The following is a 14362-nucleotide window of genomic DNA, read 5'->3' as shown; positions in this document are numbered from 1 at the left end:
CCTATTTTAATATAGCTCCTTTATCTGCACTGAGTACATCCCTTGCATATCTTTTAAGGTAACCTGTAAGTTCTTTTGGCTGATAATGCCAATTATCCTTACGCTTTGCTAATTCTTCATCGGAGACATGAAGTATCAACTCTCTGTTTATTACATCTATTGTTATTTCATCGCCATCCTCTATTAAAGCAATTGGACCGCTCGCCGCTGCCTCTGGCGAAATATGTCCCACAAAGCATCCGTTGTTTGTGCCGGAAAATCTGCCGTCTGTAATGAGGGCTGTGCATTTATTAAGTCCTTGCCCGTATAGCAGCTTCATCGGTTTAAACATCTCCGGCATACCAGGAGCCCCTTTAGGTCCCACATATCTGATAACCACCACATCTCCGGCTTTTATTTTCTGCTCTTCAATGGCCTGATTAGCTGCTTCTTCACTATCAAAGCAAACAGCTCTTCCTTTAAATACACGTACTTCTTCCGAAATTGCAGCAGGTTTTGCAACAGCCGTATCCGGTGCAATATTTCCGTGCATTACCGCAAGTCCCGCCAAAGTTGAAAAAGGCTTCTCCAGAGAAGTTATAACTTCTTCGTTTTTTCCATAAAGATTGATGTACTCATTGTAATTTTCTTCGGCCATTTTACCCGTTACTGTCATACATCCCTTTTCAATGATGCTGTCTATTTCCTTCTGAACTGCAGGTACTCCTCCCGCCTTGTAGAAATCCTCCGCATCGTATTCGTAAGAAGCAGGATTGATTTTTGCAATTAAAGGTACACTTTGACCGTATTCCTCAAACCATCCCATTACCTGATCTGTAGAAAGACCGATTTCATGGGCTATGGCGCAGATGTGAATAATGCAGTTTGTGGAGCCTCCCACCGCCATCATCAGTTTTATGGTATTTCTTATGGAAGCCGGCGTTATTATATCTCTAGCAGTCAGCCCCTTAAGCACCATCTCTACAATGGTCTCTCCCGTTTTAAATGCAGCTCTGAGTCTTTCGTTATACACCGCCGGAATCATCGCTGAACCCGGAATGCTCATCCCCAATGCTTCGGCAATGATGCACATGGAGTTAGCTGTTGCCATATGCTGGCATGAGCCTGTTGTAGGACAGCATGCATCTGAAATATTCATCAGTTCCTCATATGAAATCTTTCCCGTCTGATACATTCCCTGGGCTTCTTGTGCCGATGTGGAATCCGATTTTCTTTTTTCTCCGAAGGCAGGACCTCCCAGCATGCAACCACCTGCAATAAAAATGCTCGGTATGTCCAGACGCGCCGCTGCCATAAGCATCCCCGGAACTGTTTTATCGCATGAGCCCACAAGTACCAGTCCGTCCAGTTTATGAGCCCTTGCCATAATTTCTATCCCATCAGCTACAATATCTCTGGAAGGCAACGAATAATTTGCACCTTCATGAGTTGTGCATACGCCGTCGCAAACCGCTATACATCCGAACTCAACAGGTGTACCTCCTGCTCTGTAAATGCCGTTTTTTACTTCCTGGGAAATCTGTCTGAGATTATTATGTCCCGGCACTATATCGGAAAATGAATCGCATATGCCTATAACTGGTCTTTTAAAATCATCGTCGGTAAAGCCGTTGGCTTTGTACAGGGTTCTGCATGAGAGCATTTTATCGCTGTCAAAGGTTCCTTTATTAAATTTATCCTGCATGTCAATTCCTCCTTGTTGATGTCTGCGTATATTATAAACTAGTATAAGAAAATAGAGAACTATTACACATAAAAACATAATCCCGAACTTCCTAAATAATAGGAAATTCGGGATTCTATCCGTTCATTATTATTTCACTTATTTTTCACTGACTCAAAATGCAGTCCATCTGTAATCTGTTTAAAAAAATCTAAGTGCCGTTCCACCATAGAAGGCAACTTTCTGAAAGAAGCCCGCTCGAGAAAGTCCACATAAAACAATTTCCTGCATAATTTCTTTCATAGCATTTTTCTGATCATATATATTGTCTATCTTATAATTTTTCAACATTTGCTCAATCGCCGTATTCATCTTTTCATCCTCCGCAATAATGATGCCATTTTCCTTACATTTCCAGAATGATAATGATCTGCTAAAAATGATATTTTATCTGCATCTAACTTACACAATTCTGTTTTCTCTATTCGCAGATTCTCTGTGAGCAGCTCAAAGAGTTCTTTATGATTCGCTACTGGGTGCATTGTATACAGTTTGTCACACAATGCTTTTTCAGGTTCTGCTATACGGTAAAAATACTCATTTTCCCGTACGATTTTAAGATTCAACGGAAAAGCCTCAGATGGAACATCGCGGTAAATAAATGTTCCAAACATTGTCTCATATCTCTTTTTCTTCTTTTTTTCAAAGGTAGCACATGTGATAGTATAGACAGTTTCTGGAATTAAATTATAATATGCGAGTGCATAATCAAACGAAATATATGACGGTCCATAGATACTGCCAGCCAATAGGTATCCCGGAACTGTTCGCTCTGGCTCATATAATCCTCTTACAATTGGAAAACACTCTCCTTGTTTTGCCATCCGGGAAAGCTTTGCCATCGGGTGAAAATCAAGCATTTATTTATAGTTGACCAAGTTATACTGTGCTCATTAAAAAAAAAGAAAACCTCGGATAAAATCCGAGGTTTTGCAGTCTTTGCCATACGTCGTTGGTCGCCGCAACTATCTCTTTGAGAACTGGGAAGCTTTTCTTGCCTTTTTCAGACCGTACTTCTTTCTTTCCTTCATTCTTGAATCTCTTGTCAGGAATCCTGCTGCCTTCAGCGGAGCTCTGTAGCTTTCGCTGTCAGCCATGCAGAGTGCTCTTGAGATACCGTGTCTGAGAGCTCCGGCCTGTCCTGTGTATCCGCCACCTTTAACTGTAGCGATAACATCGAACTTACCTTCGCATCCTGCGATCTCAAAAGGTCTCTTTACTTCTCTCTTAACGATTTCCAGTGGAATGTACTCGTCCAGAGACTTCTTATTGATTGTGATGTTTCCAGTGCCCGGGATAAGTCTAACTCTGGCTACTGAAGACTTTCTTCTTCCTGTTCCATAATACTGAATGTTTGCCATCTGTTATACCTCCTCCCTTAAAAATTCCATACTTCCGGTTTCTGAGCCGCATGTTCATGTTCAGGACCTGCGTAAACCTTCAGTTTCTTGTACATCTGTCTGCCGAGTTTGCCGTTAGGCATCATGCCCTTGATAGCATGTCTTACAACTTCGGTTGGATGCTTTTCCATCAGCTGTTCGAAAGTCATCTCTCTGAGTCCGCCTGGATATCCAGTATGTCTCTTGTAGATCTTTTCCTTTCTCTTCTTGCCTGTAACCTCTACCTTTTCAGCGTTTACGATGATTACATAATCTCCGCAGTCAACGTGTGGTGTGTAGATAGGTTTTTTCTTACCTCTGAGAATAGAAGCCGCTTCAGATGCCAGTCTTCCGAGAGTCTTGCCCTCAGCGTCGATGACATACCATTTACGCTCTACTTCATGAGGCTTTGCGATAAATGATTTCATTTCTTTTCCTTTCTTCCTACTGGGATACTTTCGTATCTTTTTCGGACGTGTCTACTGAGATTCCGAAGAATCCTTTTCGATACCTTACTAAAATAACTTTAGCGCAGAGCCACGGACGGAATCCCATCCTGCACTCATGCCTTTATATTTTATATGCTTGCAATTGCAAAGTCAACACAATTTGCAATCCGGCGGTAATATTTTTTATTTTTGGCATATGCCGTTTTTATTATTGACATATGCCATTTATGAGCGTAAGATAATTTATGGAAGGAGGCTGATGTGATATGCCAAGACCATGTAAAAAACGAATGATATGTTGTCATCCGGGAGAAAAGTTCTTCGGTCCCAAGGGCAACCGTACGGCACCTACTGTGGAAATGACCTTAGACGAATACGAAACCCTAAGGCTTATAGATGTTGAAAACTATACCCAGGAGGAATGTGCAAAGTCCATGGATGTGGCAAGAAGCACTGTGCAGGCCATATACGCATCTGCAAGATACAAACTCAGCAATGCCCTTGTAAACGATATGAACATTGCAGTTAAAGGTGGCGACTATGAAATCGCCGGAGGCAACGAGTAAGTCAATAATAATCAATAAAGGAATTTAATATACACGGAGGTAACAAAATGAAAATAGCGGTAACTTATGAAAACGGTCAGGTGTTCCAGCATTTCGGACATTGTGAAAACTTTAAGCTCTACGAAGTGGAAGACGGCAAGGTAGTTTCTTCAGAAGTCCTCGGTTCCGATGGACAGGGTCACGGTGCCCTCGCTACACTTCTTGGCGCAAACAATGTTGATGTTCTCATCTGCGGAGGCATAGGCGGCGGCGCCAAGATGGCCCTTGCAGAAGCTAATATCGAACTTTATCCTGGAGTTAACGGGGATGCAGATCAGGCAGTAGAAGCTTATCTTGCTGGCAATCTCGTATTTGACCCTGACACTTCCTGCAACCATCATCACCACGAAGGCGGAGAAGGTCACAACTGTGCTCACGGACACTGCGGAAAATAAACATACTTTTTCTTTATATACGAAAACGGCATGATGCTCTGCACCTTGCCGCTTTTTCGTTTTTGAGTTTTATGGATTCTTATTTAGGATAGAATTATCAGTTCGATTTTTTCTTTACACCTGCTGCAACCATTGTAACTCCCGCCACTGTCATAAGCAGCATCAATGCCATTACATCTGTGCTATCTCCGGTTATCGGTGTATTAGTAGATGTATCCGTCTGATTATCTGTTGAGCTACTATTTGCATTTGTCGCCTTTGCTAATGTTGTCTGATCTGTTTCATCGTCAACAAATGGTGTATTTGAACCTAATATTGCATATTCGCTCAAGTGGTCAGTTACAAATACCAGTATATCCCCTTTTACTGTCGCATTTATTTTTTCTACAATCTGTCCGTTTTCAAGATATGCCACCTGATAGTATTTATATCCCTTCATTTCTTCCGAAAGAGGTATCTGTATTTCCATAAGGTTATCTGAGATAGGTATTATATTTCCATCTTTAAGTGCGCTTATATCAACTACTGCCAAAAGATTATCTATACCTTCATATGCGTCGTTATTAACATCTTTAAATTCAACTGTTATCTGACTTCCTTCAGGCAGTGGATTAGTGAATTCAACTGTAACATTAGTACCTGTGTCTACAAAGTTTGTATCGCTGCTTTCAGGCGCCGCTACTTCCTTAACCACCATGGAAGTTGAATACTGTTCAGTTTTTGGCTTGTCAAAGGTTCCTGCGATATTTGCTGTACCAGTTCCTACACCCTGGGCAGAAACAAGTGTTGCATCTGCAGGTGCTATTACCGCATAGTCATTTGCCGCATATCCTGTTGTCTGTGTTATAGTTCCGTCAGCTTTTTCAAATACGTATACGATTTCATCGTAAAGATATGAAAGCTGTTCAGTATCCGCTGCAACTACTTTGCCGTTTTCTGCATCCTCATAGTATTCAAGAACCTTAGTAAACTTACTGTCTATGGCTTTAGCAATACCCTTTGATACCATGTTTGTGCATTCCACATGCCTGTCGAGGCTGTAGTTATCTACCATGTTGTCTTTATATGTGTGGTTTATATCTTCAATGTCATCTGATTTATCTGTAACCCTAATCATGCTTGCTGCATCTATGCCGCTATCTTGGAAGGATTGATGATCTGAAGAACCATACTTAAACCACCTGAGGTTTTCAGTGCCTTCTATAAACTGCATGTCTTCTGAGCCTGTTATTATCAGTGCTGCAGCGATATTAAATGTAGCAGACTTCCCTCCGGCAATATCAAGGCTTACCGCATTTAGTTCTTCACCGTAAAATGTTCCTGTAGAAGAAAGCATATCCATATTGAAGTTAATGGCGATGGCCTTGTCTTCTTCAGGAATCTGACTTACAAAAGCTGCTGAGCCGAGAAGGCCAGCTTCTTCACCACCGAAAGCTACAAAATGAATTTCAACTCCACCAGTATCAACATCCTTATACTGCTTTGCCAGTTCCAATACCGCTGCTACCGCAGATGCGTTGTCAGTAGCACCCGGCGCTCCCATTACACTATCTAAGTGGCTTGTTACATAGATAATGGATTCAGGCTCTTCTGTGCTAGCTTCCTTAACTGCTTCTACATTCCAAGATATAGGGCGCTCTACTTTGCTGATGCTGATATTTCCTGCATTGCTTATCAACTCTTCACCTATAACCGTATTAGCTCCTATTACTGGAATTGTGTTTCCGCTAACTTTTACACTCTGCGACCTAAGGCCCGTATCGTTATATATTACAATGGCTGACGCATTTGCCTCTTCAGCTTTATCTACTGCTTGATTTATGAAATCAGATGACTTCAGCGCTGTTTCTGTCCCGTCAGTTTCCGCCTGCACCTTTGATAATGCCTCAAGATCACTGAACAAACTGCTGTTTACAACAACTAAATCTCCTGCACTGATATTCCATGTAGATATAACATCCAAATCTTCTTGTGTAGGCTCACTTAATGTGCAATTACTGATATTAGGATTTATTATTTGATTCATTTCACCAGCATAATAATAATTTGCGTAATGCTGTTTTTCTCCTATGTCAATTGCCGCAACTGCAGACGCATTTATTGTATACTCTGAAATCTGTCCATCATATCCGTAACTATCCAACTGACCTTCTATATATTCAGCTGCTGCATATTCATTAGGAGTACCCATGAGTCTGACTCCGATGTCCTCCGAAAGCGCTGTTACATGCTGTTTTAAACTTGCTGCGTCCGCGGCTTTATAAACATTTGCCGCTCCGGTATCCGCCATGGCTGATGCGCTGCTTGCCATAAGTAATGTACATACTGCTGCTGCCATGGTCATTGCCACCGGCTTTTTGATTTTCTCTGTAAAAATCATGGTTACCTCCTTTTACTCATTTTAGTTTTATTAAATCGTCAATATTTATACTTTGTTATGTATATTTATTGGCATGATGTGAGTATAGCACAAGGAAATTCTCAATGCAACAACTTTTTAAATATTTTTTCATAATTATTTATATTTATTCCATTGTATACAAAAAAACACACCTGGCCAAGGGTTTTAGTCAGGTGTATTTGAATATTTACTGTATGTTATTTACTTATGCGTTCTTCCATAGCTTCAACTTCCTTTGCCAGATATTCAGGAAGCTTGTCGCCGAATTTTGCATAAAATTCCTTTATGCTCTTGATATCTTCCTTCCAGTATTCCTTTTCCACCTGAAGGATTCCTGTAAGAGCATCAAGGTCTATATCGCAGCCTTCAATGTTTATATCCGAAGGTTCAGGAATAAATCCGATTTCTGTTTCCCTTGCTCCGATTTTACCATCTGCTCTCTTGAGTATCCATTCAAGAACTCTCAGGTTGTCACCGAAGCCAGGCCAGATGAAGTTACCTTCTTCATCTGTTCTGAACCAGTTTACATTGAAGATTTTAGGCGGATTTGAGATTTTCTTTCCCATATCAAGCCAGTGCTGCCAGTAGTCTCCCATGTTGTATCCGCAGAACGGAAGCATTGCCATAGGGTCTCTTCTTACTACTCCAACCGCTCCTGTTGCCGCCGCTGTTGTTTCGGATGCCATGATTGAGCCTACGAATACGCCGTGATCCCAGTCTCTTGACTGATATACCAGCGGAGCAGTCTTTGCTCTTCTGCCTCCGAATACGATTGCTGACAGAGGCACGCCTTTTGCATCATCAAATTCAGGTGCGATGCAAGGGCAGTTCTTTGCCGGTGCTGTAAATCTTGAATTTGGATGAGCCATAGGTTCACCTAAAGCAGGATCCCACTTCTTGCCTGTCCAGTCCAGTGAATTTGCAGGAGGGTTCTTATCCAGCTTTTCCCACCATACTGTATTGTCATCCAGATTAAGTCCGACATTTGTAAAAATTGTGTTCTTTCTTGTGGCTGCAAGGGCGTTAGGATTTGACTTTTCGTTTGTTCCCGGAGCCACACCGAAGAATCCGTTTTCAGGGTTTGTAGCCCAGAGTCTTCCGTCTTCACCTATTCTGATCCAAGCGATATCATCGCCTACGCATGTAACCTTCCATCCGTCTTTTCGGTATCCTTCCGGTGGTATAAGCATCGCCAGATTTGTTTTGCCGCATGCGGAAGGGAATGCCGCTGCAATGTATCTCTTTTCTCCCTGAGGATTTTCTACGCCGAGGATAAGCATATGCTCAGCCATCCAGCCTTCCTTCTGTCCAAGATATGAAGCTATTCTCAGAGCCAGACACTTTTTACCCAGAAGTACATTTCCGCCGTATCCTGAATTGATGGACATGATAGTGTTGTCTTCAGGGAAGTGAACGATGTATCTTTCTTCCGGATCAAGGTCAGCTTTGGAATGAAGTCCTTTTGTAAACTCGCCGTCTTCACCGATGGCATCAAGAACCTGTGTACCGATTCTTGTCATTATGTTCATGCTGACTACTACATAGATGGAATCTGTAATCTCGATGCCGTATTTGGCGAAAGGAGATCCCACAATACCCATGGCAAAAGGAATGATATACATTGTTCTGCCCTTCATGCAGCCGTCATACAGCTTGTTGAGCTTTAAGTACATCTCCTGCGGATCCATCCAGTTGTTTGTAGGACCTGCGTTTTTTTCTTCCTTGCAGCAGATGAAGGTTCTCGCTTCAACTCTTGCCACGTCTCTGGTATCGCTTCTGTGCAGATAGCAGCCCGGAAGCTTTTCTTCATTAAGCTTAATCAGTTCACCGGTGCTGCAGCCTTCCTTTCTAATCTCTTCCAGCTGCGCTTCTTCTCCGGTAATCCATACGACTTTTTCCGGTTTTGTGAGTTCGGCAACTTCCTGCACCCAATCAAGAAGAACTTTATTGTTTGTCAGACCGTTCTCCTTAATTCCATAATTTTTCACTTTAATATCCTCCTAAATAACTAACGGTAATAGTAACTTTTTATCAAAAGGCACTTACTTTGTGCCATAGAGTCTGTCTCCTGCATCGCCAAGTCCTGGCAATATGTATGCGTTTTCGTTGAGTCTTTCGTCCTTTGCTGCAATGTAAATGTCCACATCAGGGTGAGCTTCGCTTAATGCTTTGATGCCTTCGGGCGCTGCGATAAGGCACATAAATGTAATGTCCTTTCCACCCTTCTCCTTTACCAGAGAAACGGCATCTGCCGCAGAACCGCCTGTTGCCAGCATCGGGTCAACTATGAAAATCTTTCTTTTATCTATATCCTGAGGCATTTTGCAGTAATATTCCACCGGCTTATGAGTCTCAGGATCTCTGTAAAGACCTACATGTCCTACCTTTGCGTTTGGAACCAGTGACAGCATTCCGTCTACCATTCCCAGACCTGCTCTAAGGATAGGAACTATAGCTATATCCTCTCCTGCGAGAACATTCACTTCTGTTTCACACATAGGCGTCTTAATAGTCTGTTTTTTAAGTTCCAGTTCTCTGGTTGCTTCATATCCCATGAGCATTCCTATTTCTTTAGCCAGATCTCTGAAATCCTTTGTAGTAGTGTTTTCGTCTCTAAGCAGTGCCACCTTGTGCTGAATCAGCGGATGATCAAATACATATATCTTTCCCATTTTCTTTCCTTTCTCCATTTCTTTTTTAATAACTGTTCAGCTGATCCACCCTTCTTTGGTGTCTGCCTCCCTCAAATTCAGTATATAGGAAAGCGTTTACTATGCCAAGTGCCTGTTCAGGAGTAAGAATTCTTCCTCCCAGAGCCAGTAAATTGGCATCGTTATGCTTTCTTGTAAGCTCTGCCATTTCCACGCTAGTGCAAAGGGCACATCTAGCACCCTTAACTTTGTTTGCCGCCATGGAAATTCCTATGCCTGTACCGCATATCACTATGCCTAAATCAGCATCTCCGTGAACAACAGCCATTGCACATCTGTGTCCGTATTCGGGATAGTCAACCGATTCGGTGCTATTGGTACCTAGGTCAAAAATATCATGGCCCATTCCCAGAAGGAATCCTGCTATCATTTCCTTAAGTTCATATCCGCCGTGGTCACATGCCAAAGCAATCTTATACATCTCACTCTCTCCTCAATTATACTTTAATTACATTATTACCTGCAGATTTAAGCATACGGTTCATTACCGCATATCCAAGGCCTGTTTTTTCAACGGCTCCTGCCAGTATCACATCAACCTGCTGCTCGTCCATTTCTCGCAGCCTTGCAAACAGGTCATGAGCCGCTTCATCAAAGTCCTTTGTTCCGAAAAAAATAACGCCGACCTTTTTCCCTTCGCTTTCCAGGTCTTTTTTTCTCTTTTCTATTTCTGCCTTTACTTTGTCGGCTTCGCCTTCGATGACAAGCATCTCCGCATCAGGAGCGTAATGCCTGTATTTCATTCCCGGCGCCATAGGTTTAAAGTCCTTATCATCATTATCTGAAGAACCTTTACCCTTTTCATCTTTGTCCAGAGCGATTGCTGGGTCCACGGAAACCTTAAGTCCCGTTACAGCCTCCATATCGGCCGCAGTAATCTTTCCTGGCCTTAATATTACTATCTCATCGTCTTTTACCGATACAACCGTAGACTCTATTCCCACGGCACAATCACCGCCGTAGATTATGGCATCAATCCTGCCATCCATATCGTGAGCTACATGACTTGCCTTTGTAGGACTCGGCTTTCCGGAAAGATTTGCACTCGGTGCTGCTATAGGTACTCCGGATTCCTTTATTAACGCCCTTGCAGTGGGATCCGAAGGCATCCTTACTCCCACCGTATCAAGGCCCCCTGTTGTCACATCAGGCACTTTGTCATTTCTCTGAAATATCATGGTGAGCGGTCCGGGCCAAAAGGCCTCTGCCATTTTAATTGCGTTATCGCTTATATGATCTGTTATTTCCTGCAGCTCCGAAAGCTCGGAAATATGCAGTATCATCGGGTTGTCGCTAGGTCTGCCCTTAGCTTTATATATGCCCGCTGCCGCCTTAGCGTCAAGACCGTTTGCCCCAAGGCCGTATACTGTTTCTGTCGGGAAGGCCACAAGCCCGCCTTTTTTTATTATTTCGGCGGCTTTTTTTATATCTTCTGCCGTCTCTTTAAGATGCAAAGTTTTCATACTATCACTTCTTTCTTAGAAGTTCTTCATCTTTTCCGCCTGATCGCTGGTGATAAGGCCGTCGATTATCTCGTCCATATCTCCATCTAGGAAGTTATCTAGCTTATAAAGTGTAACTCCTGTTCTGTGATCAGAAACCCTTCCCTGTGGGAAGTTATACGTTCTAATTCTCTCAGATCTATCTCCAGACCCAACCTGGCTCTTTCTCTGCTGTGAAATCTCGTCGTTCTGTTCCTGCATTTTCAGGTCATAAAGTCTCGATCTGAGAACCTTAAAGGCCTTTTCCTTATTTTTAATCTGGGACTTTTCGTCCTGGCATGTAACAACAAGACCTGTAGGCTCATGGGTAAGTCTTACCGCAGAGTCCGTAGTGTTTACGCACTGGCCACCGTTACCGGAAGCTCTGTATACATCCACTCTTACATCGTTTGGATTGAGATCAACTTCCACATCATCCACTTCTGGAAGCACTGCAACCGTTGCCGCAGAAGTGTGCACTCTGCCTGATGATTCGGTTTCAGGCACTCTCTGTACCCTGTGGGCACCGGACTCATATTTGAGTCTTGAATAAGCACCTTTACCTTTAATGAGCATAACGGCTTCCTTAACTCCGCCAATGCCTGTTTCATTGAGCTCCATCAGTTCTGTTTTCCAACCGGCTCTTTCTGCGTATCTTGTGTACATTCTAAGGAGGTCTGCGCCAAACAGCGCCGCTTCATCTCCTCCTGTGCCGGCTCTGATTTCCAAGATTACATTCTTATCATCGTTAGGGTCCTTTGGAAGCAGCAGCACTTTAAGCTCTGATTCCAGAGGTTCAACCTGGGCCTCGAGTTCCGAAAGCTCCATCTTTGCCAGTTCCTTAAGCTCATCGTCAAGACCACTTTCCCCAAGAAGTTCCTTATTATCGGCTATGCCTTCCTTGACTTTTTTGTATTCTTCATATTTTTTTACGATCGGTTCCAGCTCTCCCAGTTCTTTGGCGTATTTCTGCCATTTGCTCTGGTCTGCTATGATATCCGGATCGGACACTTTTTTTGTAAGCTCATCATATTTCTCTGAAATAAATGAAAGTTTATCGAACATTTTTTAATTCACTCCTAATTTTTCCACAGTTTTCGACAGTCTATTTTATCATAGGGGCAAACTTATTGCAATAAAACACAAGTCGGGATTTCAACTGTTCCCGACCTGTTATCTTTAGTTTATTTTACATTGCCTTCGGTGTCAAATACAGGAAGCGGTGCAAGGACCGTTATATCATCTCTTTCCATGGCATCCCCTTCACCGAGAATTGCCATTTTGCCGACGATTTTAGCTCCCGCTTCATTGGCAAGGTTTTCCAAAGCCTGTAAAGATTCTCCTGTGCTTATAACATCGTCTACTATAAGCACTCTTTTTCCGCGAGCTCTGTTCACTTCATCTTCTCCCAGATACAGATACTGCTGTCCGTGGGTTGTGATGGAGTTTACCTTTACGGAAATAGGCTCCTTCATATAAACCTTTACACCTTTACGGGCGATTATATAATCGTTCATGCCCGCCTGAGAAGCCATCTCATATACCAATGGAATACTCTTTGCCTCCGCAGTCATAAGAAGGTCAAACTCCGGTGCTTTTTCAAGAAGCTCTTTTGCTGCAGCCTTTGTCATTTCCACATCGCCGAAGATTATAAATGCTGCAATCTGTGTTTCCTTGTCCACCGGAAAAAGAGGCAGCTTCCTCTTAAGTCCGGCAATTTCCATTTCATAAAACATTATCTATCACCTCTTACTTTATTATAAGTGTGACTATCTTAAGCGCAAACAGTGCCGCAGATATCCACATAACAGGGTGAATGTCCTTTACTTTACCTGTAAATACCTTGATGATAACGTAGGCCAGTATACCGAACATGATACCGTTGGCGATGGAGTATGTGAAAGGCATCATTATGATAGCCAAGAATCCGCCAACTGCACCTGCCATATCTTCGCTAAAGTCCATATTCTTTACGGAGCTTATCATAAGAAGTCCTACAAATACCAGTGCCGGTGTAGTTGCAAAGCCTGGTATAGCTATGAATATAGGCGAGAAGAAAAGTGCAACTATAAACAGACCTGCAGCTGTAACCGCCGTAAGACCTGTTCTTCCTCCCTGAGCTACGCCTGCGCTGGATTCAACATAGGATGTAACTGTGGATGTACCCATGCAGGCACCTACTACGGTACCGATGGCATCGGACATCAGCGCTCCGCCTACCTTAGGCAGGTTGCCATCCTTATCCAGCAGATTAGCCTTTGAGGCCACACCTATGAGAGTTCCTGCAGTATCAAACAAGTCCACAAACAGGAACGAGAATACGATTACCGCAAAATCTATCAGATGACCTGATACATATGAGAAATCGAAGGCAAACATGGTTGGTGCTGTAGGTGCAAAGCCTCCGTCAAAGCTTGGGAACAGTGAACTGTTACCGGCTTCAGGATTTACAACATACCAGCCTCCTACCTGTGCTATCATGCCAAATATCCATGTTACCAGGATACCTATGAGGATTGATCCCTTTACATTGAAATGATACAGCACTGCAATGATAATCAAACCTACAAGTGCCAGTACAACCTGAGGACTTGATACATCACCGAGAGTCAAAAGCGTTGATGGTTCAGATACTACTATGCCTGCTCCCTTCAGCCCTACAATGGCGATAAACAGTCCTATACCCGCTGTGATTCCCAGTTTCAGATTTGCAGGAACCTTATTTACCAGCGTCTCTCTGAATTTTACCAGGGAAAGAAGTATGAAGATTATACCTTCAACAAGTATAGCCGCCAAGGCTATTTTCCATGGGTCCTGAATACCCTGTTCCGCCAGTTCCGTACATACTGTGTATGAGAAGTACGCATTAAGTCCCATACCTGATGCAAGGGCTATAGGATAGTTGGCTAAGAATGCCATAAGCAGTGATGCAATCGCTGCAGACACGGCCGTTGCAGTAAATACCGCCGCAGGGTCCATTCCCGCATCACCTAAAATACTAGGGTTTACAGCAAGAATGTAAACCATCGACAGGAATGTGGTAAGTCCTGCCGTCAGCTCGGTCTTAACCGTGGTGTTGTGTTCTTTGAGTTTGAACAGCTTTTCCATGTTTTCCTCCTTTATATAAACACTCTTTTCATCGAAATTCCGGCATTCTCCGGAAAATATAATTATATTATATCTTTCTATCCGGTGCAATTATCCATAGATAGAAATTA

Annotated in this window: 15 protein-coding genes; 2 read left to right on the top strand and 13 right to left on the bottom strand. The window is 42.9% G+C overall.

Annotated features, from left to right (window positions below; genetic code table 11):
* Window position 1 precedes the first annotated feature (1 nt).
* The 5 genes from ilvD to rplM form a co-directional block, all read right to left on the bottom strand.
* On the bottom strand, window positions 2-1684 hold the full coding sequence (gene ilvD / locus INF20_RS06230) for a dihydroxy-acid dehydratase (protein WP_226385515.1): 1683 nt from the start codon (window positions 1682-1684) through the stop codon (window positions 2-4).
* A gap of 180 nt (window positions 1685-1864) precedes the next feature.
* A complete protein-coding gene (locus tag INF20_RS06225; RefSeq protein WP_226385514.1) occupies window positions 1865-2035 on the bottom strand; it encodes a nucleotidyl transferase AbiEii/AbiGii toxin family protein in 171 nt (56 codons plus the stop codon).
* Complete coding sequence (locus INF20_RS06220; RefSeq protein WP_226385513.1) at window positions 2032-2547, bottom strand: type IV toxin-antitoxin system AbiEi family antitoxin domain-containing protein; 516 nt, start codon at window positions 2545-2547, stop codon at window positions 2032-2034. The genes INF20_RS06225 and INF20_RS06220 overlap by 4 nt, the downstream gene beginning before the upstream one ends.
* Window positions 2548-2688: 141 nt before the next feature.
* Window positions 2689-3084, bottom strand: coding sequence for a 30S ribosomal protein S9 (rpsI, locus tag INF20_RS06215; RefSeq protein WP_226385512.1), 396 nt, complete (start codon window positions 3082-3084; stop codon window positions 2689-2691).
* Between the two features lie 17 nt (window positions 3085-3101).
* Entirely contained in the window at window positions 3102-3530 is a 429-nt protein-coding gene (rplM, locus tag INF20_RS06210) for a 50S ribosomal protein L13 (RefSeq protein ID WP_226385511.1), read from the bottom strand.
* Window positions 3531-3817: 287 nt separating this feature from the next.
* On the opposite strand from rplM, the gene INF20_RS06205 reads away from it, so the two are divergent.
* Window positions 3818-4117: a DUF134 domain-containing protein gene (locus tag INF20_RS06205; protein WP_226385510.1), complete on the top strand. Its 300-nt coding sequence runs from the start codon at window positions 3818-3820 to the stop codon at window positions 4115-4117.
* 47 nt (window positions 4118-4164) lie between these two features.
* A complete protein-coding gene (locus tag INF20_RS06200; RefSeq protein WP_226385509.1) occupies window positions 4165-4551 on the top strand; it encodes a NifB/NifX family molybdenum-iron cluster-binding protein in 387 nt (128 codons plus the stop codon).
* Between the two features lie 97 nt (window positions 4552-4648).
* Here the strand turns inward: INF20_RS06200 and INF20_RS06195 are convergent, their stop codons facing one another.
* The 8 genes from INF20_RS06195 to INF20_RS06160 all read right to left on the bottom strand — a co-directional run bounded on the left by INF20_RS06195 (window position 4649) and on the right by INF20_RS06160 (window position 14252).
* A complete protein-coding gene (locus tag INF20_RS06195; RefSeq protein WP_226385508.1) occupies window positions 4649-6931 on the bottom strand; it encodes a M20/M25/M40 family metallo-hydrolase in 2283 nt (760 codons plus the stop codon).
* 218 nt (window positions 6932-7149) lie between these two features.
* Complete coding sequence (locus INF20_RS06190; protein WP_404812928.1) at window positions 7150-8925, bottom strand: phosphoenolpyruvate carboxykinase (GTP); 1776 nt, start codon at window positions 8923-8925, stop codon at window positions 7150-7152.
* Window positions 8926-8994: 69 nt separating this feature from the next.
* The gene (upp, locus tag INF20_RS06185; protein ID WP_226385507.1) at window positions 8995-9624 is read right to left on the bottom strand and encodes a uracil phosphoribosyltransferase; all 630 of its coding nucleotides are present in this window, start codon (window positions 9622-9624) and stop codon (window positions 8995-8997) included.
* A gap of 25 nt (window positions 9625-9649) precedes the next feature.
* Window positions 9650-10084 carry a ribose 5-phosphate isomerase B gene (gene rpiB / locus INF20_RS06180; protein ID WP_226385506.1) on the bottom strand — a complete coding sequence of 145 codons (435 nt, stop codon included), beginning with the start codon at window positions 10082-10084 and terminating at the stop codon, window positions 9650-9652.
* Window positions 10085-10100: 16 nt separating this feature from the next.
* Complete coding sequence (locus tag INF20_RS06175) at window positions 10101-11126, bottom strand: L-threonylcarbamoyladenylate synthase (RefSeq protein ID WP_226385505.1); 1026 nt, start codon at window positions 11124-11126, stop codon at window positions 10101-10103.
* Between the two features lie 15 nt (window positions 11127-11141).
* Window positions 11142-12209: a peptide chain release factor 1 gene (gene prfA, locus INF20_RS06170; RefSeq protein ID WP_226385504.1), complete on the bottom strand. Its 1068-nt coding sequence runs from the start codon at window positions 12207-12209 to the stop codon at window positions 11142-11144.
* A 119-nt stretch (window positions 12210-12328) separates the two neighbouring features.
* Window positions 12329-12880 carry a phosphoribosyltransferase family protein gene (locus INF20_RS06165; RefSeq protein WP_226385503.1) on the bottom strand — a complete coding sequence of 184 codons (552 nt, stop codon included), beginning with the start codon at window positions 12878-12880 and terminating at the stop codon, window positions 12329-12331.
* Between the two features lie 13 nt (window positions 12881-12893).
* The gene (locus INF20_RS06160; protein WP_226385502.1) at window positions 12894-14252 is read right to left on the bottom strand and encodes an NCS2 family permease; all 1359 of its coding nucleotides are present in this window, start codon (window positions 14250-14252) and stop codon (window positions 12894-12896) included.
* Window positions 14253-14362 lie beyond the last annotated feature (110 nt).

Source organism: Gallibacter intestinalis, from assembly GCF_014982745.1.
GTDB classification, from domain to species: domain Bacteria; phylum Bacillota; class Clostridia; order Peptostreptococcales; family Anaerovoracaceae; genus Gallibacter; species Gallibacter intestinalis.
Note: the sequence above shows the minus strand (reverse complement) of the source record. Positions and strands in the feature narration are given on the sequence as shown.